Here is a 23,300-nt window from a genome sequence, read left to right on the forward strand (position 1 = left end):
GTTCCCCCTGATATCTGAGTAGTGGTGAGGCGATGTGTCAATGGAAGTCCTCTGGGAATCCGGAGCTCTCCAACGCTGCTAGCTACCGCGGTCCGGCTCGGCCTTTTGATACGCGTCCAAGACGGCCGACCGTGTCTCAGGTGTCGCGCCGATTAGAGTTAGTACCGCACCAAGGAGCAGACCGACCTGGATTCCAGTGACCGACGAAGCGTGTTGGTCCACCCCCGGCAGGTGTGGAAGCGTGATCGCGAACGATCCCAGGGTCAGCGGAGGCAGGATCCGGCGGATTCGCTCGCGTAGTCGCGTACGCCAGTTAGTGGGTGCAACTTCTGGAAGCCCGGACCAGTCCCCGGCCAGGGCAGAGGCCATGAGGGTGTGGATCCTGCTGATGATCTCTTCGCGTTGCTTTGCCGTGGCGGTATCGAGCATCTGCTGGCTGGCCTGGTCTAGCGCGACGGCGATGCGCATGCCGAGCTGTCGTGATTGGGCGAACTGCTGGCTGCGGCGAGCTGCCAGTGGCGGTGTCGTGACCGTGGCGAAGTTCGCCTTGAAGTCCTGACCGTAGCTTGCGATGACGTTGGAAAACCTCTGCACACTGGTGCGATGCGGCGTACGTGACATGTCTTGCAGTCCCACGGACAGCGAGAGGAGCTTGCGTGCCGCAGCTTGTGACCTGGAGACGGTCCAACCCAGGGAATCCGTCCTTCGCGCGACGGCGGCGGCGACCCTTCGCTCGGCGACCTCCACGAAGATCGCCGCCAGGGCCGCTGATGGAAAGAACCAGCCCAGGGTGTGCAGGAAGTCGACATGATGATCGGCCGTCCGCATCCACCACAGCACCCCAACCGGCAGGCCACCCCAGAACGCGATGTCATACACAGTGGCGGCAATCATCCGGATCGGAAACGCCCTCCACAGCAGCCCGCTTCCTAAGGCGTGGCGCGCCGCATTGCGAAGCGCTCGGACATAGGCCGGGGTGAACGCGATTGAAATGGCGCCGAGCTGGCGGGCATAGCCGTGCCACGGAAGCTGGATCGCCGTAATGCACAGGATGCATATGCATGGGAGTAACGGCAGGAAGGCCAGGTCAACGCGCTTGGTCCGCATTCTGGCGAACGCTTCGACGAGTATCAGCCGCCGATGCAGCCGACGGAGAGTCTGGACCTGCTCGCCATCCAAACCGCCGTGTCCGGTTGCCAGGTACTGGCACGTCCGGCACCGTTGATGATCATGGAAGAGGTGGACCTCCCTCAGCAGGATGGTGATATTGCGCTTCCGCCACCATTTGGCGAGGTCATCGCTGTTGCGTACCGATGCCACTGGTCCCCCGACTCCTGTGAGGCTTATCAGATGCCTGCGATTACTGGAGCTTAGCGATGCCGCCCAGTTACTCACCGCCCAGGCCGATGACGAATCGTCGGTAGGCAGGCGCGGGTCGGCGATGAGAGCAGAGACATTGACAGCTTCACGGCGTGGAGGATGGTGCCGCAGTGACAGGGTCGGGTGCCAGCGTCGCGTACGGCGGCCGGGGCGTAGTGAGCAGGGCAGTCTCGACGACGATGCGCGCGACGGATTCCTGCTGACAATCCTGCTCGCCGATGATCCGTTCCACACCTGAGGGAAGCAGGTCGTGCGGGGTGTACCAGTTGCGCATGTCCTCCACTGACCACTCGTGGTGGTTTGGCTTGGTGTAGTGCCTGAGCACTGTCTCCTCGAACGGAACGTCCCAGAAGTAGGCGAAGCTCCGCGGGTGGTCGGCGAGTAACCTCTCCAGCATTGGCCCATAGATCCGCGCGGACAGGATGCCTTCGACGACGCACGGGATGCCAGCGGCGAGGGTGGCGCGGGCCATGATGTCGATCAGCGTGACGGTGAATGCGCCATCCTGGTCGCGTTCGCGAAGCACGTTGCGCCGCACTTCGTCCTGACGGATGATCGCCAGCCCTCGCCCTCCGTACGACTCGCGTAGCTGGGTGGCCGTGGTGCTCTTGCCACAACCGCTCGGACCGCGTAGCACCAGGAGCGTTGTCGCCACGTTCGTCATGGATTCCGTCTTCCTATCCGTCCTGCGGTTCACGCCTGGACGGCGCGGGATGCAGTGTCGGTTCCGGTGGCCGGGAAGGCGATGACAATGCGGCGGTGGACGGTGTCGATGACGTGCCCGTCAGGAAGGTCGGAATCGGCAGTGTCGCGTGGGCAGATGGTGACGGTCATGCCTGGTCCACCCCGCACCTCGCGATCCCAGCCTTCGATCAGCTCGACGAGTTGTTTGGCGTGTCGCTGCGCGTCGGGGCCATAAGCGATGGACCCGAGAGCGTAGTCCTCGCCGATCTTCTTGCTGGCCAGGTAGCCGAGGTTGCCGCCGGATGTCCAGGTGGGCGGGAAGCGTCTCACAGCATCGGGGATCAGCGCCTCGGTGTCGCCGCCGGTGCATCCGCCGGCCAATCGGATCGCCAGGTACATCTGAAGGTCGCCGATGTAGTACATCCCTGGGACGGTCACACCAGACCAGACCTGCACGCCGGGATGGTCCAGTGCCTGAGCGAGGGCTACGGGGTCGTCGGGCTCGGAGTGCATGAAGTTCAGCGGCGTTGTCGAACCGGCCAGCTGCACTGCGGTCCGCCGCGACGCCAAGCCGCCGATGCCTTGGAACGGCACGAAGCCGGAGAAGATCGAGTTGGTCGCGCGCAGTTGGTCGCCGTTGGCGACCAGGGTGAGGGTGCGGTTCTGGCCGCGGATGCTCAGCGGTACGACTAGTCGGCCGCCCGGAGCGAGTTGGGCGGTCCAAGCCGGCGGGATGTCGTATGCCTGAGCGCAGACGATGATCGCCGCATACGGGGCGTCTACGGCCCAGCCGTTCTCGCCGTCGCCGAGCGCGACGGTGACCCGGCTGTGTCCGGTGCGCTCCAGTCCGATGGCCGCGCGGTTGGTGATGTCGGGATCGATGTCGAGGGTGACGACCCGCCCGGTGCGGCCGACGACTTCGGCCAGTAGCGCGGCCTGATACCCGCCAGAGCCGATCTCCAGCACCCGGTCCCCGGACTGGAGCGCTGCCTGTTCGATCATCAGGGCTTGCAGCCAGGGGGCGGACAACGAACTCAGGCACGTGCCGGTCTCGTCGAACTTGGTCTTCACTGTGTCGTCGGCGTAGGAGGCATCAAGGTCGACTTCAGGGGCGAACGCGTGACGGGGTACCGCGCGGAATGCCGCCTCGACAGCGGTCGTGGTGATCCGCCCGTCGGCCATGAGCTGGTCGACGAGAGTGTGTCGCAGGGTTTCGGCACGGCTGTCGAGATCGACGTCGGCGGTGGCGGTCAAGGGCGGCGTCCTTCGCGAAGGTGGCAGGGCGGAAGGGACTCTAGCGGCCACCTCCGACAGGATGTGATCGAGCGATAACTCAGAGCTCCAACGCCGTCATGGTGTTGAACCTGTCACCGCCGCTTCGAGCATTGCCTGCGCGGCTCGGGACGCCGGGGCGAACAGCGGCTCGCTGTCGTCGGCCCAGGCGAGTAGTTCGGCGCACTTGAAGAGGCGCATGGTGCGACCAGTGGCCGATTCCAGGTCGGGCCGCCGGTGCGCGAGAACCTTCTCGGCGAGGCCGGGAACGGCCAAGGAGCCGAACCACAGGTGCGCCGCGTCCAAACCCCGGGGTGCGCGGCCCCAATCCTCCCAGTCCAGGATCCACAGCTCCGGGCCGGTCATGTTGGCCCAGTTCAGGTCGGCGTGGGCGGTCGTCCACTCCTCGATCGGCGCCTGGGCATCTGGAAAGACCTTGGCGATCGCGGCGTGGACTCTCTCGATGCTGATCGGCTCCAGGTCGGGGGTGGCGAGCCTGGTCGTGGGCGCGTCGGCGAGGGCGTCCATCGCGGTGTCGAACTCGGTCCACCAGCTGTCCGGCAGCGTGTTAGCGGCGGCGGAGCGGCCGATCGGCGGCTGGTCGATCAGCTCGGTCTCGTCGGCACGCCACATGACCTGGTTGTCCGGGTCGTGCCAGGAGATGCCGGCGTGCCAGGCGGGGATCGGGACGCCAGCGAGTACGGTGGCGGCCTCCAGCCCCCAGCCCTGGCCGTCGAGCCGCTCCAGCCCGCGGCACTCGATGCGCACCCAAGTGTCCCGATCGGTGCGGAAGCCCAGTGAGCGGCGCTTGGCCACGGCCTGCGCCCGGTGCAGCCGGGTCGTCAGCGCCGACTCGACGCGGTCGACGACATGCTCGATGTCGACGCGCCGAAGGTCGAGCCGCTGGGCGGCCGGTAGCTGGGGCTCGGTGGTGCCGGTGGGGGTCATTTCGCTCCTTCGCTGCTGGAGGCAACGCTAGCCCGCTCGCGTATCAGGGTGCGGTATCGCGCGATCGCGTCGGGGTTCACGTCGAGACGAGCCGCGGCGGCCAGCTCGACCAGGTGCGCCGGGTCGCCGGTGCCGGCCGTGACCGCCTGGACCGCGGGCAGGTTGAAAGCCGCGGCGACAGCGGCCTGGATCCGATTGGCCTGCTGCCCGGCGGCCAGGAACAGCCTGGTGTCGACCTGCTCCCAGGCTGGGTCGTCGCTGTGACCCCCCAGCGGGGCCATGCCGCGCAGCTCCACTGGCTGGATCTGGTCTGCGAGCTGTTCGGCCGCGTCCAGGACGCGGGCTGGGACCATCAGGCCGGAGCGGATCATGAGCACGTCCGGAGGTACGGGGACGATCCGGCCGAGCAGCGGTGTCGGGTCCCAGGTTGACAGCCCCCAGGCGTGACACAGCCCTTCGTCGCGCAGCCGGGTCATGGTGTGGCAGGCGTTGGTGAACCACGTCGGGCTGCGCTCGGGGTTGTGCAGCAGCAGCGTGTCCGGCGCCCGGCCCAGCTCGGATCGGATGGCTTCGGCGGCGGTGCGCAGCCGGGAGGCAGACAGGTCGTGGCCGCCGGGGAAGAACCCGATCTTCGTGGTGATGTCGAAGCGGCTCAGCAGGTCCCCGGCAGCGTCGGCGAGCTGCCGGTGGGCGGTGTACCCGTGGTAGTTGAGCGCGGTGTCCAGAGCAGTGATGCCGTGGTCCAGGGCGGCGGTCAGAACGTCTCGGTCGGCACGAGTCCGGTATAGCCCGAGGATGAGACGTCGGTCAGCGGCGCGCATAGGCCCTCCTGGATGAAGCGTTCGGCCAGAGCGATCGCGCCCGGGTCGGTGGTGTCGTCGAAGCGGATGGGGTTGCCGGACAGCAGGGTTCTGGCCCAGCCCTCGGCGCGAGGTGACAAGGTGAGCTTCTTGCCGGCCGCGCGGACCTCAAGGTTGGCTTCGCGGGCGATGATGGTCGGGGCGTACTCGGTCACCGTCACCGCCCCGCCCAGCGGCCCGAAGGCCGGCACGTGGGGGATGTGGCGGGCGGCCGGCGTCGCCTCGCGCATCTGTTGCAGGTAGCGCTGCGGGTTCACGTCGACGGCCAGGTCCAGCAGCTTGGTAGTCAGCAGCTTGGCGTCCGCGCCTGCCGGGTTCTCCAGGTCGGTGCGGAACAGCTCGACGTCGCGGGCGGCGTCGGCCAGGTGCTGGACCCAGGTGACGCCGGTACGGCGGGTGATACCGAAGGTCAAATGCAGGGAGATGCCCTCGCCGGAGCCGACGCGGGTGGCGGCGTGCCAGAATCCGCGCGGGATGTGCATGACGTCGCCGGTGTTCATGGTTCCGGACCACAGCAGCTCTTCGGGAGCCTCCAGGTTCTGCTCGGCGTCGCGGTACATCGGCACTGGCCGGGAGGCCGGGCGCACCTCCCAGGACTTCTGTCCGGCGACCTGGACGACGAGTACGTCATGGTCGTCCCAGTGGGTGGAGAACCCGGCGGTGTCGCCGACGGCGAGGTAGGCGTTGACCGAGACCAGCTCTCCGGTCCACCAGCCCAGAGCGCGGCAGGCGACTTCCAGGGTGGGGTCGAACTGGTTGATGGTGTCCAGGATCAGGGTGCCGCCCTCGTTGAGAATCCGGCCGACGGCGGCCATGTCGGCGCGCCGTGATGCCTGGTGGCGGCGGGAGACGAAGTTGGTCAGGAACGCCGCGGGGTGCAGGACGGCGCCGTCCTGGTACATCCGCAGCTGCGGGTTGGCCAGGTGGCGGCGCATGACCAGTTCCAGCAGGTGGTTGGGGGTGAGCAGTCGGGTCAGCAGGTCCTGGTCGTCGATGTGGCCGCGGGCCACCTCGGTGCCAAGGGCCGCCGGCCCGTCCCATCCCAGGGCCTTCTCCAAGTTGGAAACGAGCCGGTGGTCCATGGTCTTTCAGTCCTTCCTACAGGGTTGCTTCAGGTCACACGGAGCTGTCGCGGTTCTCGCCGTCGTCGCCGGCGCTGGTCCCGGTCGGGTCGCTGCGCTCGGCCTCGTGGCGGTTGTGCGCGGCACCGAGCTGTTCGACGGCCAGCACGAGGTCGTCGGTGGATGCCTCGGGCATCGGGTCCTCCTTCGATCGGATTGGATGGTGCGGAGCCTTCGACGCCGACCGTTTTGGCGGCCTCGAATGACACGGCCCGGCAGCGGGCCGCGGTGTCGGCAGACACCGTTGGCTGCCAACACGTCTAGGGGTGGGCTGTCCAGACGGCTAGGTCAGCTTGAGCAGGCTCACCAGTGGGACGCCCTGCTCGGCCAGCAGCTCGCGCCCACCGTGGCGGACATCTTCGATCAGGCAGGCTGCTGCGACCGGAACCGCGCCGGCCGCGCGCAGAGCCTCGGCCAGGCTGGCCAGGGTCCGGCCGGTGGTGATCTCGTCGTCGACGAGCAGGATCTGCGCGCCGGCTTCGATGGCGTAGGCGTACATGTCCGGACGGCTGCTGTGCGGTTCGGTGAAGTGGATCGCGTCGGGCAGCTCCAACTGAAGCTTCCAGGCGATCTTGAAGGGGATGCCGGAGGTCTGGGCGAGGGCCAGGGCCGGGACGATGCCGCCGGCGTCCAGGCCGAGTAGATAGTCCGGAGCCGTGCCGCTCTGGTCGAGCTGTTCGCGGCAGGTGCGCCACAGGTGCAGCGCCACGTCGGCGAGGTCGGTGACGTCGACCGGTTCGCACAGCCCATCCAGGGCGTGAACGATGCGGTCGGGGCGTGCGGTCCCGTCGGGTCCCAGCCGGGCGACCTTCAGGGCCCCTATCAGGGCCGTCGAGTCGGTGGTCAGCCTCATCACAGCTCCCTGAGTCGACGGGCGATGCCGCGCACCGTGTGCCGGTAGCGGTGGGAGGCGGTCGTGGCGGCCGGTATGTGTGGCCGGACTAGGCGGGCGGCTTCGCGCAGGTGGTTGGCCGCGGTGTCCAGTTCGGGGATGTCGTTGTCGTTGAGGCGGGTCAAGACGTCGGCGATGTCGCAGGCGATGTCGGCGGCCTGAGCGATCGGCGAGGTCTGGATGCGCTGCGGCCGGCGGCGCAGTGCGGCGCTGGCATCGTTCATGGCGAAGCTCATCCCAGCTCCCGGCTGGTCAGGCCGTACAGCAGGGTCACGTCGACGGCGGTCTCGTCGCCGCAGGCGCCGGGGCGGACCATGCGCAGGGTCTCGCTGTCGTGGGACAGGCCGCGGGTCTCGCACAGCGCCATCGCCGCCGGGTTCGGCTCGGGGATGTCGATGGCGATCGCCCGCGCGCCGTGCCGTCCGGCGTGTTCGGCCAGGGCGTCGAACAGCGCGGCGGCGACCCGCGGCTCGCTGGCGTACAGCGGGCCGATGCGGGCTGCGCCGAAGCCGGCCCGGATGACGCCGTATCCGAGCAGCCGGTTGTTCTGCACGAAGCCCAGGGCGTACCGGTCGGGCCCGATCGCCCAGTCGGCGGCCAGGGCGGTCCGCTCGGCGGGGAAACAGCGCGCGTCCAGCGCGGCGGCCTGGCCGAGCAGCCCGCTGTCTAGTGTCGTCACGTGCGGGTTGATCGCCCGGGGTGCCGGGACGGCTCCGGCGAAGGCGATGGTGCGCCTGCGGGCGAAAAAGCCGCGGGCGGCGAAGAAGTCGCGCAGCGTCGGTGGGGCCTCCAGGCCGACGGGCCGACCTTCGGCGTGGGACAAGACGATATCGGCGGTGGCCGTTCCGATGCCCCTGCCCCGGAACCCGGGGTCGACGATCAGGGCGCCGGTGAAGCAGAACCCGTTGTCGTATCCGGCGGTGGCCATCGCCGAGACCGGGCGGCCGTCCAGCACGCCGATCAGAAGGCCGCCGGGGCGGTGCCGGGTGAACAGGTCCAGGTCACCGCGCCCCAGACTCCAGCCGGCCCCGCCAGCCCAGCCCTCGATCAAGGCGGCGTCGGCAGCGGTTCCCCGAGTCGCGACGAATCGGCCGGCCCACGGTTCGGCCGTTGGCGCGTCGGCGTGTGGAGTCTGGAGCGCGGTCATGACGTTCTCCTGGTCGATGGCGGGATTGCAGCGGCACTACGCGCCGAGACTGGCCGGACGGCGCAGCATCGGGAACATGGGCGGTCCAGCGGGCAGTTGGATGGGGTCGCCAAGGTCGGCGTAGCCGTGCTTCAGATACAGCTGCCGGGTGGTGGCGTCGCTTGCTTCCAGATATGCCGCGGACGGGGCATCGGACTGGTCCAGGCGGCGGTGATGGGCAGCCAGCAGTTCGGTGCCGATACCTTGCCCCTGCTGGTCCGGGTGGACGGCCAGGATCGCCAGATGGTCGTGGCGCAGCCCGGTGGGGTGGTGCTTGTTCAGCAGGGCGTCGAAGGTACGGAAGCGGTCCACCCAGCGCTCGGTCACCGCCGCCAACTCTTGGTCGTAGTCCGCGCCCGGCACCTCGCCTTCCTCGCTGACGGGCAGCCACAGCGCGACCGCCGACCGTTCGGTGGTGGTGTAGACGTGGCCGCGCCGCATAGCCTCGGCGACGTACAGGCGGAAGTAGCCGGGAAAGACACGGCGGCGATCGTTCTCGCCGGGGATCAGCCAGAGTGACGGGGCGAGTCCGAGGAACGCTTCGGCGATCACCAGGCTCAGCGTGTCGGTGTCCTGCGGCTGCGCCAGGACGATGTCGCGCGGGCTCACCGGGCGGCCCGCCCGGCACGAGCCGGCTTCGCGGCTGCGGACGGGGTGGAGCTGGCAGCGGTGCGGGCCAGCGCGGCGGCTCCGCCCAGGCCGATCATCTCGTAGGCGTCCGGCTGCCGACGCCTGAGGACCAGCGCCCAGCCGATCCCGATCACGGCGGCAACGGCGAACAGTCCGGGAAGGACCCTGGTGGCCAGCGAGCCGGGAGGCACGTTGAGCAGCACGTCGTAGTGGTCGACGCACAGCCAGGCCATCACCGTCAGCAGCACGGTCGACGCGACGGGGGCGATCAGGCGTCGCCACACGGTCTCATCGCCCGGTGTTCTGGCGAAGTACTTCACGACCGCGGCCGAGGTGGCAGCCAACAGGAGCAGGATACCGAAACCGCCGGTGGTGCCGCCCCAGAAGAACAGCTTCGCGACCGGATCCCAGTGCAGTCCCAGCGTCAGCCCGATCGCCACCGCACCGAACAGGCTCTGCACTCCCGAGGCTGCCTTCGGGACGCCGTTGCTCCCGGTCGTTCCCATGATCGCCGGCAGCACCCGCTCCCGGCCCAGAGCCCACATGTACCGGCCGACCGCGTTGTGGAATGCCAACGCCGCCGCGATCAGGCTCGTCAGGAACAGTGTGCGGGCGGTACTTGCCAGCAGGCCCGGGGCCATGGCGAACAGCATCGTCGGACTCGCGGGGCCTTGAGCGGTCGCTACCACCTGGTTCCCGTAGTGCACGTCCAACGCCCAGGACGCACCGGCGTAGACCACCGCGATCACCGCCAGGGACACGAACGTGGCCAGCGGGATCGTGCGCTTGGCGTCGCGGGCTTCCTCGCTGAACACTGGGGCCTGCTCGAAACCGGTGAACCCGAGCACGGCGACTGCCAGAACCGCGCCGAGCCCGGCGAAATGCAGACTGGTCGGAGACAGCGCAGCCGCGCTGATTCCCCCGGCCGCCGGATGCGCCAGACCCCGCACCGTCAGCGCGATGATGACCAGCAGCTCGATCGTCGACAGCACGCCGAGCAGATGACCGGACAGGTCCACGCGGATCAGGCCCAGCACGGTCACCACCGCCCAGGCGCCGAACGCCCAGACCCCCCAGGGCGCATTCAGGCCGAAGTTGTCGGCGGCAAACGACTGCAACGACGGCCCGATCATCCCGTAGAGCCCGACCTGTAGGACGTTGTACGCCACCACAGCGACCAGCGCGCCGCCGACGCCAGCCGGTTTGGACAGGCCCTGGGAGATGAAGGCGTAGAACGCGCCGGCGTTCGGGATGCGCTGGGCCATCGCGACATACCCGACGGCGAAGACGGCCAGGACCACCGCGACCACCAGAAACGCGGCAGGGACGCTGGTCAGCCCGGTGACGGCGTAGGCGGTGGGCACGACTCCGGCGGTCACGGTCAGCGGCGCGACCCCGGCCAGGATGAAGAACATGACGCCGGTGACGCCGAGCCGGTCGCGGGCCAGCGTTTCTGAGACCTTGCTAGGAGCCGGTGATCGTCTGGGCACGGAAATCTCCTCGGGAAATCGCGACGGTGGGTGGGCGGAGCGCGAAAAGGGTTCAGCCGATGCGTTGGCTAGTGACGGCACTGCCGACAGCGGCCTCGGTGTGTGCCAGCAGCTGCCGCAGAGGAGGGCTGTAGTCCAGAGGCTCCAGCGTTTCTTCCAGGGCCGCGGGGTCGTCCAGTCGGTTCTGTACCTCCCACAGGGAGGGGTGTCTGAGCCCGGTGGCACGAGTCAGTCCGAACAACACGAGGTGGTGAGTGTCGGCGTTGGCGTTGTAGACCTTGATCTTCACGTCGATCGCCGGCCAGTCAGCAGTGGTGGAGTCCACTGGTCTCCACCGGTCCGCCACGCCCAGAAACTTCAGGCGAGAGGGTCTGCGGTGGAGGAGCTGCTCGGCGGCCATCCTGGCGATGACACGTTCGATTGCCTTGGCTGCGAGGTAGTTGAGCCAGTCCCTCACCAGAAGACGTTGGTGTTCGTCGGCTATCTCGCGATGGATCTCATCGGCGAGCGAGGACGTCGGCGGCTTCCAGCCGGTAACGGCCGTCACCTCGTCGCCCTCGACGGCGATGGCGCCGACGACGGCCAGTTCGCAGAGCAGGGCGCTGGCCAGACCGAGGCCAAGTATCCGGTCCGGAAGTCGCGGGTGTCCGGACAGATCGTCGTGGACCATGAGGAAGAAGTCGTCGGCCAGGAGCCCGGTTCGGGTCAGCATCGATTGATCACCGCCAGAAGCGGTCTCGAAGCCGTCATAATGGCTGCTCCCCTGCGTGCGCAGCCCCGGACGCGGTGGCGCCGCCAGCGGCAGTTAGCGCTGCGCTGTAGCGGGCAACGGTGTCGCTGTCGGTCGCGAGACAACGTGCGGCATGAAGCTGCGCGAGGTGATCGGCGCGGTGCGTGCCGACTGCAATTCGGGAGACATGCGGTAGCTCGAAAGCAGCGGCGAATGCGGCTTCAAGTCGGCCTACATGACCGCTCGTCGAGACGATCTTCGCCGGATCGATGTCGGACCACAGCCGAGCAGCGGCGTCCTGCCCGAATGGCGCCATGCCCCACCGGTCAGCAGCCGCTGTCATCTTGAAAAGCTCTTCGCCGGCTTCATGGACCAACAGAGGCACTGCGAGGCCGGCGCGAACCATCAGGACGTCTGGCGCCGGTCCTTCATAGCTGATGCTGTTGAGTGGTCGCGGATCCCAACTTGCGATGCCCCACGAACCGCACCAACCTTTGTCACAGAGCTCTGACAGAAGCGCGCAGGCTGGCAGTAGCCCGTTGGGTGACTGCTCTGGATTGTGCAGCAGGACAGCATCCGGAGTTCGATCAAGCTCTTCCGTTGATCGCTCAATGGCCTGACGCAGCCGAACGGGCGATAGGTCGTGTCCGTCCGGGAAGTATCCGACCTTCGTCGAGATCTCGAAACGATGGAGCAAGTCGTCTGCGATGGCGTTCAGTGCCCTGTGCGACGTGAACTGATCGTAGCTGTAGGCGGTATCGATGGCTGTGACGCCGATTTCGAGAGCAGACTCCAGCAGCTCGCGGCTGAGGCCGGTCCGGTAGAGCCCCAGCGCGACTCTGCGGTCGTCGTATCGCACACGTCCTCCCTCGTCAGTCCATCGCCACGGTTATCGGCAGTACGTCGCCGTGAGTGGCGAGGCCGACGTGGAAGACGATGACGGTTGAGGGCAGGACGGTGAACTACGTGCAGGGATTTCTGAATGACGTCTCAGGACGTCTCAGGACGTTTGAGGGCTCGGTCTAGATGGCGTGTAGGTGTCCGCGAAGTTCGCGCAGGTCGTTCAGGACCACGGTGGCGCCGGCGGCATGAAGCAGTTCGGCGGAGTGGACCCCAGAGGCGACCGCAATGACCTGGGCGCCGGCTGTGAGCGCAGCTTCGACATCGCGAGGAGTGTCTCCGACGACGATCGTTGAGGCTCGATCGGCCCATGGGTAAGCCCTGCCGATACGTTCGCGCGCCATGACAACGAGGTCGGCCCGCCGGTCGGAATCAGCTCCGTAGGCACCGACGGCCAGGTCCAGATAGCGGTCGAGGCCGAACGGCCGAAGCTTCACGAGGGCGTTCGCGGCGATGTTTCCGGTCAGCACCGAGGAAACGATGGCGGGGTCCTCATAGGCTTCTTTTAGCACCGAACGGACCCCAGGTAGGACGCGCCCCCGCGCTTTGAGTTCTTGTTCGTGGCACGTTCCAGCTTGCTCCAATGCAGCCTCGGCCAGGTCCCAAGCGGGGACTGGGAGGTGGTGATCGGCGAACATATCGCTGATGATCAGGCGGTCAGTTCGACCGTCGGTACGGGCTGGATGCGCAGGCGGGTGACCCGCGAGGGCTTTGAACGCCGACGCGTAGATCTCCTTGCTGACCCCAGCGTTGTCGATGAGCGTGTGGTCAATGTCCCACAGCACGATAAGCGGCACCGGCCAAGAGTAGGCACAGCCATCGGCGGGCGGTGACCAGGACACGTAAAGAAGTATCTTGCGATACCGCGCGAGCTGCGATTGTATGGCTGCGTGAATGAGCGACTGCGCTCCGCGCTCGTCCGCACGGGGGTCACCACGGGCGAGTTGGCGGCTGCATGCGGCGTAGATCCCAAGACCGTCGACCGATGGATCAACACCGGACGTCGCCCTCACGCACGCCACCGGTTCACCGCCGCACAGTGTCTCGGTATTGACGAGGTGGAGTTGTGGCCGATCGAGCGTCGCGACGACTCGACCCTTCCCTCAGCGGGCTCTGAGCTGGCCAGCATCTACGCAAACCGCGCGAGCGTTCCTCGCCAACTGTGGCTCGACCTCCTGGAGGGTGCGGCAAAGCACATCGACGTACTCGTATTCAGCGGAACCTTCTACGCGCAGAGCAACCCTCACGTCGCTCGCATGCTCCTCGCACGCGCACAGGCTGGCACCAGTGTCCGGTTGTGCTTCGGGGACCCCGCAGGCGAATCGGTCGCTATCCGAGGCCGAGAAGAAGGTATCGGTGATACGTTGGCCGCGAAGATCCGAGCTTCGCTTACTTACTACCGTGAGCTTCTGTCGGTACCTGGCTGCGAAGTGCGCCTGCATGACACAACACTGTATGCGTCGCTGTTCCGGTATGACGATGAGCTACTAGTCAACCCGCATATCTTCGGCCAGCCGGCCAGCGCTAATCCGCTGTTGCATTTGCGACGAAGCGACGGCGGCGAATGGTTCGAGCTTTACGCTGCAAGTTTCGATACGGTTTGGAACGGCGCCCGGCCGTGGGCTCCAGGCGAGGAAGGCCACCGACGTGGGCAGGACTGAGTACTACTATGACCCCGCAGCTCCAGCGCCCAACTCGCTCGTGCCAGCATCCAACCTCCTGATTGTCAACGAGTCTGGCCAGATCCTGCTCATCAAGAGAAGTGACACAGGCCAGTGGGCCATCCCTGGTGGCAAGCAGGAGTTCGGCGAGAGCGCCGCCGAATGCGCTATTCGCGAAGCCGAAGAGGAGTCCGGCGTGAAGGCCGAAATCACCGCCTTTCTCGGCGTCTACTCCAACCCTAATCACATCGTCGCCTACACCGACGGCGAAACGCGCCAGCAATACGAGGCTGCATACATTGGTCGCCCAGTAGCCGGGACGCCGACAATCAACGATGAAGCTGACGACGTTCGGTGGGTTCATCCAGACGATTTCAGCTCCTACGACATTCATCCGAGCATGCTTGAACAGCTCGGACACTACCTGGCCGGCGACTACCCTCACCTTGGTTAGCCGCGGAGAACGACTCAACGCAACCGGATGCCCGCCTTGGCGTCCTCGACTCGGCGTACCGCCGCGTGGATGTGGGGTTCGGCGAGTCCGATGAATCGCCCGACGATGCTGTCAGCACCGTATCGGCCGGCGATTTCCTCGATCCGTGACGACGACGTGGTTCGTGCGCCGTCCGGTGTCGTGGTCATGTCGCAGAAGATCAAAGCATCCATGAGAAGCGCATCCCCTGGTACGGGGAACTCACGGACCAGTTCCTCGCTGAGGCCGCGCAAGTCGGCCTCGATGATCGCCATCGAGTGGTGCGCGACAAGCCTGGTCACCACATCGTCGAACCCGCCAACGTCTCGTAGGTAGCGAGCTCCGTCGAGCGGGTGAAAGCCCGTGACCTTCGCCCGTGACGAATAGCCGATGTCGTGGAGGATCGCCGAGGCCGCGAGAACGTGCGCACGGTCGGTCAGGAGCGGAGTTAACTCCACCGCGCGTTCGGCAACACCTTGAGAGTGGGCCCAGCGTCGGGGCAGCTCGGCGGCCAGCGCCTCTTCCGCAAGCTCGAACGCCGCATCGTACTCACTCATGCTGGTAACCCCCTCAGAGGCAAACGTCCTGGGACGTCCTCGAAAAATCCCTAGGCGAAGTATGACGTCCTGTCCCACTACGACATGCTCCTACCACCACGCCAGGTGAGCATATCGATACTTCCCGTGGAGATTGGGCGCCTCTCCTACGGCCCACTTGTCTCGCTTCCTTGGCGCTTTCTCCTGCCATGACGGAGTCAAGATGCCGAGCAGCGCAGTGTCAGGACAGCCATCTCGTTCACATCTAGTACAGAGCGGTCAGCTCCGACAGTCGTCGCCGGCAAGATTCGCGGCCTGCTCCTACATCGATGCGACGACGCATTCGCTGGAGATACTGGGCCATGAGTACCAGAAGGGAGCGCAGGCGTCGAGCGGGCCGGCTGAAGCCGTTCTGCGTACCTGTCACCGATTCGAGCGGTACTGGGCTGAGGGCGCGGACTTCAGCCTGGGGTCCCGAAGACCTCACGATTCTGTCGTCATCGGCCACGATGCTGTTGCAGCTCGTCTTGCTCAAATCGCGGCCGGGACGACCTCTCTGATCGTAGGCGAGAGCTTCGTCTACCAGCAGGTTCACGCGGCATTCCAGGGCCTCCCTCCCGAGCACCTTCTCGCCGGCGCCGCCGTCGAGTCCCTTGCCACGGCTGCCGAGGCTCGCCGCCGATTTGATCTCCGAGCAGCCTTGGACTACTCGCAGCTGGCGCGGATGCTCCTTGATGACTGCTCGCCAGCAGACACCACCGCTGTCGTGATCGGTGGGGGAATGCTGGCACAGGCGATAGCGGCGGAGCTGGCGCCTACACGCTCCGTTGTCTTGATCACTCGAAGCCCTAAGCGGCTTCGCCGCCAGTTGGCTGGCTCTGGTGTCCGCGCTGCGGCGTCACGCATCGACTCGTTCAGCCCTGACCTGGCCGATCAGGGCTACAACGTAGTCCTGGCGACACACGGTCTTGAGGGGGAGCACCGAACGCGCGTTGTCGAGATCTCCGAGCGAGCAAACTGCCTCGCGGTTATCGATCTGTGCGCGACCCGGACGATGAGCGACAGGCCCGCTTACCTACACCTGCACCACCCGGTCGTGCTCGAAGCCATCGAAGAAGCGAACCGCGGCATCGCCGATCGGGCCGCAGCTGCTCGTCTATGGATAGATCGACAGCTGGGGGGCAGTCATGACAACTGATGTCGATGTACTCGTCGTCGGCGCAGGACCCGGTGGAATTGTCGCAGCCGACTCCCTGTCTGAGGCCGGTGCGCGGGTGCTGCTGGTCGACGCGGGCCGTCCGTACCAGCGCCGCACTTGTCCGGTGGACATGGGCAGGGCCTGCCACGGGTGCCGAGGCGTCTGCAACGTCATCTCCGGCTTTGGCGGCTCGATCCACTTTGGCGACGGTGTGAAGCTGTCGCGATTCCCTAGCGGCCGGCGGCTGGCGGAACTCCTTGAGGTCGGCCGAGTCGAACAGCTCACCGATGAAGTGATCAAGCTCCTTTGCGGAGACGACGTTCCTGCGTTCTGCGGTGCGGCTGCGTCGTCGCCCGTGCCGGTCAAGGACTATCCGGTCGCGTCCCTCTCCGCCGAACAAGTCCGCACCCTGATAGGTCGGGTTCACGGTCGGCTTGCCGCACGATCGACTCTCGAACTACGCATGCTCACCGACGTCCGGTCGATCCGCCCCGACGACGGCGGGCGATGGACCGTCGAGCTGTCGCAGGTACACGCGGCCGCTGAGGTGGTGCGGGCCGGTGCGGTGGTCGTAGCCGTCGGCCGCCGAGGGCAGCGCTGGTGGCACGGCCAGATCAGAGACCTGGGCGTCAAGTTCTCCGACCCGACGCCCTCGGTCGGTGTCCGGTTCGAGTGCCCCAAGGAACTCTTGCAGCGCGGCGCCGAGATTCACGGCGATTTCAAGACGACCATGGTCCGCCACGGAGTGAAGGTGAAGACGTTCTGTTTCTGCGCCGGCCCCGGCGGTGGGCGTATCAAATTCACTGACTACGGCACGCACACCCTGTTGGACGGGCATGTGATCCCTGAAGACGAAGAAGGGGGCACCGCCAACTTCGCACTGCTCGCGCAGTTGAAGGACGCCAGCGGGCTACCGCGGGACACGTCTTGGGTGGAGGCGCACCTGCTCGCGCCGTACCGTGCCCTGCGTGACGATCGGCCGGGAAAGCCGGTACTCCAGTGGTTCCCGGACTTCCGTGACGGCCGGCTGAGCTGTAGTGACCTCGACGAGTTCGCCGCGCGTGCGGGCTTCACTCCTTCCTTGAAGGACTACAGGATCGCGAACCTGGCAGGAATCCTCCCGCCAGAAGTCCACGCCGCCCTGACGGACTCGTTCGTGGAGCTGATGGCGATCTTCACTGAATCCGACGCCACCGATCAGGTCGGTGTCGTCGGGTTGGAGCTGGAGAGCCTGTGGGACGAGCTGGAGCTGACGGCCGGCATGCAGACCACGCTGCCGGGGCTGTATGCCGTGGGCGACTGTTCGGGCCTGGCCCAGGGAATACTGCAAGCCGCGGTCGGTGGTCTGGCAGCTGCGACTGACATTCTCGGCGTCGCGACACGCACGTCTGGAGCCTCCATATGGGTGGGGGTGACAGTCACACAGGAGGCCGTCGACGCGGCGCTGGACGTTTTCGCTGACAACGCCGTCGCTGCGTTCGTCGGGGGCTCTTATGCCCGCGGCAGCCAAAAGCCCGGAAGCGACGTCGACGCGTTCGTCGTGATCAGAGAATCTGACCTGGAGCGCGAGCGCGCCTACGCCGAGCGGCTACGCCAGCTGCACCGCGACGCGAAGCTCGATTTCGATCACTGCGGCGAGATCTTCACGACGACGGCCTTGGAGCGCCTGCTCGCGTTTACCGAGCAGTGCATCACCACCGTCCCCGCCGTTCAACGCTCCGCGTGCTACCTGGCGGACTGCCCACTGTCTGTGTTCCGAAAAGGCGACGTCGTCTTCAAGTTCCTCGCCGACCCGAAGACCGCGATCCATGACCCCGGTGGGCTCCTGCCCCCACTCGAACAACGCGCCGCCGAATACTTCCGCCGCTGGCCCATGCCGCGCGTTCAGGACCACAAGGGATCACTACGGCTCCCCGTCCCAAGCCCGCAGCACCGCCTCGCGATGACCTGGCTGGAGCGCGAGGCCACCACGGGATGGACAGACACCCCCGTCGGCGTCGGCCTCGACCGCTGGTTCGGAACGGAAATGGCCGAACGCGCTGCTGCCCTGGCTGATCAGCCAGTCGTCGCCGAACCGCCGGCCGACCCTCGCTCCTGCCCACTGCCTCAGGCTCCGCAGGCATTCGCTGCCCTGCTTTCCGCACAGTGCCTCGCCTTCCTCCACATCGAACCGGAAGGACCACGATGACCGCCGTCTCCTTGGGCATGCCGACAACGCGACGCCCGATCTACGCCCAACCCCGCGAGCGCTACCTCTTCCTGTACCCCACCACGGCCTGCCAGCTGCGCTGCCGGCACTGCTACGTGGGCAACGACCGGCTCAACGCCGCCAACACCATGAGCCTGGAGCTCGCCATCCAGATCATGGACTACTTCAAGATCACTGGCGGGCACGACAAGGTCTACCTCCTTGGCGGCGAGCCCACGATGCACCCCCAGCTCCCGGAGATGGTCACCGCAGCACGCGAGCGGGACTATCAGGTCACGATCAGCAGCAACGGCGACTTCGACGAGGCGTTGTTCGGCCGGATGCCGCCGGAGCTGCTGAACTCGTTCAACTTCAGCCTGGAGTCGGCCGACCCGGCCGTCCACCGCCGCATCCGCGGCAACCCCCACAACTTCGACCAGGTCACAGCGCGCATCCGCACGGCCGCCGAGCTCGGCTACCAGATCCGCATCCAGACGACCGTCTCCCGGGCGAACCGGGAGGGCATCTTGGACTTGATCCCGTTCCTGGCGGACCTGGGCGTGAGCACCCTGTCCTTCCACACCCTGGGGCGCACCGGCAACGGCGGCCGGTTCCTTGAGCCGCTGGCACCGGCGGAGTGGATGGAGTTCTGCGCCGAGATCGAGGCGTACCCGCCCGAGCCACGCCTCGCGGTCTACTACCCGCCGACCTTCGTCACCGCCGACGCCCAGGAGCTGCTGGCCGACCGCGGCTACCCCGGCTGCCCGGCACGCACCCTGGACCGGCCGCACGTCTACCCCGACGGCACGGTCTACGCCTGCCCGGTCTTCATGGACGGCGAGCGCCACTACGCGCGCTTCACCGACGGCCGGCTGGTCATCAACCCCTCTCCGGACAACGAGATGAACGCCTACCTGGCCTCCGACCCGGTGTGCCACGGCTGCTCGCTGACAGGCACCTGCGGAGGCGGCTGCCCGGCGTACTCCCAGATCCCCGCCTACCAGGACGGCTGGTACTCCTGCGACCGGGAGGTCACCCCCATCTGCCTGCTGTGGACCATGTCCGCCTGGGGCCAGCGCCCCGCGGACGCGCTGCACGCCCTTCGCTAGGAAGAGGAGTCTCGACGATGCCAGCGACACTCACCGCCGACGCAGTACACGCCACGGCGGTCAAGGAGCCGTTCCTGTTCTTGTACATCACCGAGCACTGCCAACTGCGCTGCAAGCACTGCTACATGGGCGACCGGCTGGACATGGCCAGGCGCATGACCCCTGAGAGGGTGGAGGAGATCCTGTCCACCCTGCGGATCGCGTACGGCCAGTACAAGGTCTACCTGCTCGGCGGTGAGCCGACCACACACCCGCAGCTCGAACAGATCCTGGACATCTGCGAGCAGCAGAACTACAAGGTCGTGCTCACCTCCAACGGGCTGATCCCTCAGAAGGTCTGGCCGGTCCTCGAAGGCCGGCTGGACTCCTTCTCCTTCTCTATGGACGGCGCCCGCGAGCAGACGCATGAAGCGATGCGGGGTCCGAACACGTGGCGACCGCTGGTGGGCAGCATGCGCCGCGCCATCGACGCGGGATTCCAGACGCGCGCCATCTTCACGATCACGTCCGACAATGTGGCCGACGTCCAGGACGCGATCGCCTTCGCCGACGATCTGGGGCTGGAGATGCTGTCCTTCCACTACTTCACCCCGACCGGGCTCGGCCTGGACAAGCCGCACCTTCAGCTCCCGCCCGAGCGATGGATGGAACTGTGCGACCAGATCACCGGCTGGGCCGCCGGGCGCCGGCTCCGGGTGTTCTTCCCTCCGTCCTTCGTCCCCGCCGCCCGTCTGCCGGTCCTGGCCGCCCAGGGCTACCGAGGCTGCACCGCCCGGAATCTCGAACGCCTGGCGATCTTCCCGGACGGCCGGGTGTACATCTGCTCGGCGTTCTTCGACACCGATCTGCACTACGGCACGTTCCGCGACGGCGTCATTGAGCCGCGCACAGCCACGGGGCCGACCGAGCTGACGCTCGTCAACAAGATCTCCGCGAACTGCCGGGGGTGCGGCCACGCCGACGTGTGCGGGGGAGGTTGCGCGGCCTACGACCACCTCAACCGCACGCTGGTCAGCTCCGAATGCGACCGGACAACCATTCCGATCTGCCCCCTGTGGTCGATGCCCGCCGAGCCGGCGAACACCGAGCACCGACTCGTCGACCTTCGCTGACGCCTCAAGAGAGCGAGACTTCCCCGTGAGCCTGCCGTTTTCCTGGACCGAGTGGTTCACCGCCGACGCACTTGCGCTCGCCGACCATGTCCGCCGCGGAGCCGTCACCGCCGAGCAGGTCGCAGAGCAGGCCGGCGCTGCGGTGGACCGCTTCGGGTTGGCGCTCGGCGCGGTCGTGGAGCTGTTCGCCGACGCCGTGGCCGACCCCGAGTCCACCGGCGCCGACCGATCCGGACTGTTCTACGGCGCACCACTGTTCATGAAGGACTCCGGCTCGGGGATGGCCGGCCGCCTGCGTGAATGGGGGTCGCCACTGGCGACCGGACAGATCTGCGCCCAGGACTGCCCGCTGACCACCAACCTGCGGGCGGCGGGGTTCAACCTCATCGGGCGCAGCAGCCTGCCGGAATGGGGCAAGGCGTTCGACACGACATACACCCAAGACGGTGCGCTGGTCATCGCACGCAACCCCTGGAACCTGGACCGGACCCCCGGCGGGTCCTCAGGAGGCAGCGCCGCCCTGGTCGCAGCAGGCGTGGTCCCTATCGCCAAAGGCGGTGACGCCGCAGGCTCCGTTCGCGTTCCCGCCGCGTTCACCGGCCTGGTCGGGCTCAAGCCAACCCGAGGGCTACTGCCACCCCCGACAGGAACCAACGAACTGGCGAACCACCGAGTCCAGGAAGGGGTCCTAACCCGCACCGTTCGTGACCAGGCCGCAGCGCTCGATTACATGATCCGGCCGCACGCCGGCAGCAACTTCATCGCCGCGGCCCGGCCATCAACCGAGTTCCGACACCTGCTCGACTCCGACGTGCCTCCTGTGCGCATCGGAGTCTCGACGAGCTCATGGGGCCTGCCCGGAGGTTGCGACCCGACGATCGCCGAACGCGTCGCCGACGTCGGACGGCTGCTTGCCGGACTCGGCCACTCAACACGCGAAGTCGACGACGACGCGATCTGCGACTGGGAACCGTTCTGGCAGGACTTCACCGTCGGCTGGGTCGCCACCACAGGACACTGGTTCGACATCGCAGCCCAGCAGGGCCTTTCCCGCGCCGAACTCGAACGGCGCCTCATGCCCCAGAACCGCTACCTTCTCGACGAGTTCGACAAGTTGTCCGTGTCGGACCTACGACGCGCGCTGTACGGCAACGCCCGTCACAGCGCTCGCGCTGCGCGCCTGTTCACTGAGGTCGACGTCCTGCTGACGCCCGTGTATTCCGGCCCAGTCCCATTGGCCAACGGGCCGCTATCACTCGCCAGCGACAGCCCGCCCGAGGAGTTCTTGGCCGGCTTCCGCGCCGCCGCGCGGTACACCGCGTTCGGCAACGAGACAGGCGTTCCGGGGCTGGCGGTTCCTGCCGGCCTCGGAACGGACGGGCTACCGATCGGGGTGATGCTCTACGGGTCACCCAACCAGGACGGACTCCTGCTCCAGCTGGCAAACCAGCTGGAGCAGGCCAGGCCGGAATGGTTCGGGGCGGCGCCCCTGCGACTCAACCCAGCTTGGCCAGAGCAGCGTCAAGACGGCTGAGAGTCCGCTCGCGGCCCAGGCTCTCCAGCGACTCGAACAGCGGGAATCCGACCGTACGTCCCGTCACGGCGACTCGCACAGGAGCCTGGGCTTTGCCCATCTTCAGCTCCAGAGACGCCGCGACGCCCTCCAACGCCGTCTGGATGTCTGCGGCACGCCAGTCGCAACCCGCCAGCGCGTCCCGGGACCCGCGCAACATGTCCGCCGCCCCCGGCTTCATCGCCTTGGACCAGGACTGCTCATCGTGGACCGGTGCGGGCAGGAACAGGAAGTCGACATAATCGACGACCTCGCCCAGCACGGTGATCCTGGTCTGGACGAGCGGCGCGACCTGCTCAAACACGGAGGCGTCAAAGTCTTCCGGAGCCCACGGAGCGCGCGGTGACCGTAGCCAGGGCTGGCATGCCTCGACGAAGTCCGTAGCAGTGAGCGCACGGATGTACTCGCCGTTGAACGACGCCAGCTTGCGCACATCGAAGAAGGCCGACGAGTTGTTGACGTCCTCGACGCGGAACAGTTCTTCCAGCTCCGAGTACGGCCGCAGCTCCACGCCGTCCTTCGGACCCCAGCCCAGCAGCATGAGGTAGTTCACCATCGCAGCCGGCAGGTAGCCCTCGGACAGATAGTCCTCCAAGGCCACCTTGTCACGCCGCTTGGAGAGCTTCTGCCGCTTCTCGTTGACGATGACCGGGAGGTGCGCCCAGATCGGCGGCGTCGCGCCGAGCGCTTCCCACAGCAACTGCTGCTTGGGGGTGTTCGACAGGTGTTCCTCACCCCGGATAACTTCGGTGATCCCCTCGTCCAGGTCATCGACGACGTTGGCCAGAAGGAAGACAGGGCTGCCGTCTCCTCGGGCGATCACGAAGTCCTCGATCGCCGAGTTCGGGAACGACGGCGTGCCTCGGATCAGGTCGACGACGACCGTCTGACCCTCATCGGGAGTCCGGAAGCGCATGGCCCGGCCCGGCTCATACGCAAGTCCGCGATCACGGCAGAAGCCGTCGTAGCCGAGCTGCTCGGAACCTGTGCGCTCCGCGACCTGCTCACGGGTGCAGTCGCAGTAGTATGCGCGACCGGCAGCCAACAGCTGCTCGGCTGCCTTGCGATGACGATCGGCATTCTGGGATTGAAAGTACGGACCCTCGAACGCCGGATCGGCAGTCGAGATCCCGATAGCCGCAAGCGCGCTGATGATCCCCTCAGTCCATTCGGGCTTGTTCCGGGCGGCGTCGGTGTCCTCGATCCGAAGAACGAACGTCCCGCCTTGTTGCCGCGCCGTCGCCCAGTTGTACAGAGCAGACCGGGCGCCGCCGACGTGGAACATGCCAGTTGGGCTAGGCGCAAAGCGAACGCGAATGGGGACTCCAGGCGAGGTCATGGATGCCAGGATACCGGGG

General features: G+C 66.8%; 24 protein-coding genes. 7 read left to right on the plus strand and 17 right to left on the minus strand.

From position 1 onward, the window contains the following. Positions 1-78: 78 nt before the first annotated feature. From CACI_RS44260 to CACI_RS44320, 15 genes are all read right to left on the minus strand, one after another. Positions 79-1,320, minus strand: a complete 1,242-nt coding sequence (locus CACI_RS44260) for a hypothetical protein (RefSeq protein ID WP_015797488.1) — start codon at positions 1,318-1,320, stop codon at positions 79-81. 145 nt (positions 1,321-1,465) lie between these two features. Beyond that, a complete protein-coding gene (locus tag CACI_RS44265) occupies positions 1,466-2,044 on the minus strand; it encodes an AAA family ATPase (protein WP_015797489.1) in 579 nt (192 codons plus the stop codon). Between the two features lie 29 nt (positions 2,045-2,073). Continuing rightward, complete coding sequence (gene fxlM / locus CACI_RS44270) at positions 2,074-3,318, minus strand: methyltransferase, FxLD system (protein ID WP_015797490.1); 1,245 nt, start codon at positions 3,316-3,318, stop codon at positions 2,074-2,076. A 96-nt stretch (positions 3,319-3,414) separates the two neighbouring features. Then, positions 3,415-4,284, minus strand: a complete 870-nt coding sequence (locus tag CACI_RS44275; RefSeq protein WP_015797491.1) for a hypothetical protein — start codon at positions 4,282-4,284, stop codon at positions 3,415-3,417. Further along, the gene (locus CACI_RS44280) at positions 4,281-5,105 is read right to left on the minus strand and encodes an aldo/keto reductase (protein ID WP_015797492.1); all 825 of its coding nucleotides are present in this window, start codon (positions 5,103-5,105) and stop codon (positions 4,281-4,283) included. Before CACI_RS44280 ends, CACI_RS44275 begins: the two co-directional genes overlap by 4 nt. Continuing rightward, entirely contained in the window at positions 5,039-6,226 is a 1,188-nt protein-coding gene (locus CACI_RS44285; protein WP_015797493.1) for a JmjC domain-containing protein, read from the minus strand. Before CACI_RS44285 ends, CACI_RS44280 begins: the two co-directional genes overlap by 67 nt. 34 nt (positions 6,227-6,260) lie before the next feature. Continuing rightward, positions 6,261-6,401, minus strand: a complete 141-nt coding sequence (locus tag CACI_RS51885; RefSeq protein WP_015797494.1) for a hypothetical protein — start codon at positions 6,399-6,401, stop codon at positions 6,261-6,263. A 147-nt stretch (positions 6,402-6,548) separates the two neighbouring features. Then, positions 6,549-7,118 (minus strand): phosphoribosyltransferase, encoded by a 570-nt coding sequence (locus CACI_RS44290; RefSeq protein ID WP_015797495.1) that lies wholly within the window; start codon positions 7,116-7,118, stop codon positions 6,549-6,551. Then, positions 7,118-7,393, minus strand: a complete 276-nt coding sequence (locus CACI_RS44295; protein ID WP_015797496.1) for a hypothetical protein — start codon at positions 7,391-7,393, stop codon at positions 7,118-7,120. The genes CACI_RS44290 and CACI_RS44295 overlap by 1 nt, the downstream gene beginning before the upstream one ends. Beyond that, entirely contained in the window at positions 7,390-8,304 is a 915-nt protein-coding gene (locus tag CACI_RS44300) for a GNAT family N-acetyltransferase (RefSeq protein WP_015797497.1), read from the minus strand. Before CACI_RS44300 ends, CACI_RS44295 begins: the two co-directional genes overlap by 4 nt. Before the next feature lie 36 nt (positions 8,305-8,340). Beyond that, positions 8,341-8,952, minus strand: a complete 612-nt coding sequence (locus tag CACI_RS44305) for a GNAT family N-acetyltransferase (RefSeq protein ID WP_015797498.1) — start codon at positions 8,950-8,952, stop codon at positions 8,341-8,343. Then, positions 8,949-10,463: an APC family permease gene (locus CACI_RS44310; protein ID WP_015797499.1), complete on the minus strand. Its 1,515-nt coding sequence runs from the start codon at positions 10,461-10,463 to the stop codon at positions 8,949-8,951. The genes CACI_RS44305 and CACI_RS44310 overlap by 4 nt, the downstream gene beginning before the upstream one ends. Before the next feature lie 52 nt (positions 10,464-10,515). Beyond that, positions 10,516-11,175, minus strand: a complete 660-nt coding sequence (locus CACI_RS46990; protein ID WP_015797500.1) for a GOLPH3/VPS74 family protein — start codon at positions 11,173-11,175, stop codon at positions 10,516-10,518. 34 nt (positions 11,176-11,209) lie between these two features. Continuing rightward, positions 11,210-12,052, minus strand: a complete 843-nt coding sequence (locus CACI_RS48860; protein WP_015797501.1) for an aldo/keto reductase — start codon at positions 12,050-12,052, stop codon at positions 11,210-11,212. A 163-nt stretch (positions 12,053-12,215) separates the two neighbouring features. Then, positions 12,216-12,890 carry an HAD family hydrolase gene (locus CACI_RS44320; RefSeq protein WP_015797502.1) on the minus strand — a complete coding sequence of 225 codons (675 nt, stop codon included), beginning with the start codon at positions 12,888-12,890 and terminating at the stop codon, positions 12,216-12,218. A 93-nt stretch (positions 12,891-12,983) separates the two neighbouring features. On the opposite strand from CACI_RS44320, the gene CACI_RS48865 reads away from it, so the two are divergent. After that, entirely contained in the window at positions 12,984-13,754 is a 771-nt protein-coding gene (locus CACI_RS48865) for a helix-turn-helix domain-containing protein (RefSeq protein WP_015797503.1), read from the plus strand. Next, on the plus strand, positions 13,741-14,208 hold the full coding sequence (locus tag CACI_RS44330) for an NUDIX hydrolase (RefSeq protein ID WP_015797504.1): 468 nt from the start codon (positions 13,741-13,743) through the stop codon (positions 14,206-14,208). Before CACI_RS48865 ends, CACI_RS44330 begins: the two co-directional genes overlap by 14 nt. Before the next feature lie 14 nt (positions 14,209-14,222). On the opposite strand, the gene CACI_RS44335 is transcribed toward CACI_RS44330, so the two are convergent. Further along, positions 14,223-14,783, minus strand: a complete 561-nt coding sequence (locus CACI_RS44335; RefSeq protein WP_015797505.1) for an HD domain-containing protein — start codon at positions 14,781-14,783, stop codon at positions 14,223-14,225. Positions 14,784-14,985: 202 nt separating this feature from the next. On the opposite strand from CACI_RS44335, the gene CACI_RS48870 reads away from it, so the two are divergent. The 5 genes from CACI_RS48870 to CACI_RS44355 are packed head-to-tail and all read left to right on the plus strand — an operon-like array spanning position 14,986 to position 21,903. Next, on the plus strand, positions 14,986-15,960 hold the full coding sequence (locus CACI_RS48870; protein WP_015797506.1) for a Rossmann-fold NAD(P)-binding domain-containing protein: 975 nt from the start codon (positions 14,986-14,988) through the stop codon (positions 15,958-15,960). Next, positions 15,950-18,148 carry a nucleotidyltransferase domain-containing protein gene (locus CACI_RS47000; RefSeq protein ID WP_015797507.1) on the plus strand — a complete coding sequence of 733 codons (2,199 nt, stop codon included), beginning with the start codon at positions 15,950-15,952 and terminating at the stop codon, positions 18,146-18,148. Before CACI_RS48870 ends, CACI_RS47000 begins: the two co-directional genes overlap by 11 nt. After that, entirely contained in the window at positions 18,145-19,257 is a 1,113-nt protein-coding gene (locus tag CACI_RS44345) for a radical SAM/SPASM domain-containing protein (RefSeq protein WP_015797508.1), read from the plus strand. The genes CACI_RS47000 and CACI_RS44345 overlap by 4 nt, the downstream gene beginning before the upstream one ends. A 17-nt stretch (positions 19,258-19,274) precedes the next feature. Further along, positions 19,275-20,369 (plus strand): radical SAM/SPASM domain-containing protein, encoded by a 1,095-nt coding sequence (locus CACI_RS44350; protein ID WP_015797509.1) that lies wholly within the window; start codon positions 19,275-19,277, stop codon positions 20,367-20,369. 25 nt (positions 20,370-20,394) lie between these two features. Beyond that, positions 20,395-21,903, plus strand: a complete 1,509-nt coding sequence (locus CACI_RS44355) for an amidase (protein WP_015797510.1) — start codon at positions 20,395-20,397, stop codon at positions 21,901-21,903. Here the strand turns inward: CACI_RS44355 and gltX are convergent. Continuing rightward, positions 21,866-23,227, minus strand: coding sequence for a glutamate--tRNA ligase (gene gltX, locus CACI_RS44360; protein ID WP_049871934.1), 1,362 nt, complete (start codon positions 23,225-23,227; stop codon positions 21,866-21,868). The two genes, CACI_RS44355 and gltX, sit on opposite strands and share 38 nt — an antisense overlap. Between the last annotated feature and the right edge of the window lie 73 nt (positions 23,228-23,300).

The organism is Catenulispora acidiphila DSM 44928 (assembly GCF_000024025.1).
Classification (GTDB): domain Bacteria; phylum Actinomycetota; class Actinomycetes; order Streptomycetales; family Catenulisporaceae; genus Catenulispora; species Catenulispora acidiphila.

Excerpts from the sequence above, each read along its gene's own strand:
- CACI_RS44265 (WP_015797489.1), bottom strand. The coding sequence starts at position 2,044 with ATGACGAACGTGGCGACAACGCTCCTGGTGCTACGCGGTCCGAGCGGT.
- CACI_RS44290 (WP_015797495.1), bottom strand. The coding sequence starts at position 7,118 with ATGAGGCTGACCACCGACTCGACGGCCCTGATAGGGGCCCTGAAGGTC.
- CACI_RS44300 (WP_015797497.1), bottom strand. The coding sequence starts at position 8,304 with ATGACCGCGCTCCAGACTCCACACGCCGACGCGCCAACGGCCGAACCG.
- CACI_RS46990 (WP_015797500.1), bottom strand. The coding sequence starts at position 11,175 with ATGCTGACCCGAACCGGGCTCCTGGCCGACGACTTCTTCCTCATGGTC.
- CACI_RS44345 (WP_015797508.1), top strand. The coding sequence starts at position 18,145 with ATGACCGCCGTCTCCTTGGGCATGCCGACAACGCGACGCCCGATCTAC.
- gltX (WP_049871934.1), bottom strand. The coding sequence starts at position 23,227 with ATGTTCCACGTCGGCGGCGCCCGGTCTGCTCTGTACAACTGGGCGACG.
- CACI_RS51885 (WP_015797494.1), bottom strand. The coding sequence starts at position 6,401 with ATGCCCGAGGCATCCACCGACGACCTCGTGCTGGCCGTCGAACAGCTC.
- CACI_RS48870 (WP_015797506.1), top strand. The coding sequence starts at position 14,986 with ATGCCGAGCAGCGCAGTGTCAGGACAGCCATCTCGTTCACATCTAGTA.
- CACI_RS44350 (WP_015797509.1), top strand. The coding sequence starts at position 19,275 with ATGCCAGCGACACTCACCGCCGACGCAGTACACGCCACGGCGGTCAAG.
- CACI_RS44335 (WP_015797505.1), bottom strand. The coding sequence starts at position 14,783 with ATGAGTGAGTACGATGCGGCGTTCGAGCTTGCGGAAGAGGCGCTGGCC.
- CACI_RS44295 (WP_015797496.1), bottom strand. The coding sequence starts at position 7,393 with ATGAGCTTCGCCATGAACGATGCCAGCGCCGCACTGCGCCGCCGGCCG.
- CACI_RS44285 (WP_015797493.1), bottom strand. The coding sequence starts at position 6,226 with ATGGACCACCGGCTCGTTTCCAACTTGGAGAAGGCCCTGGGATGGGAC.
- CACI_RS47000 (WP_015797507.1), top strand. The coding sequence starts at position 15,950 with ATGACAACTGATGTCGATGTACTCGTCGTCGGCGCAGGACCCGGTGGA.
- CACI_RS44280 (WP_015797492.1), bottom strand. The coding sequence starts at position 5,105 with ATGCGCGCCGCTGACCGACGTCTCATCCTCGGGCTATACCGGACTCGT.
- CACI_RS44275 (WP_015797491.1), bottom strand. The coding sequence starts at position 4,284 with ATGACCCCCACCGGCACCACCGAGCCCCAGCTACCGGCCGCCCAGCGG.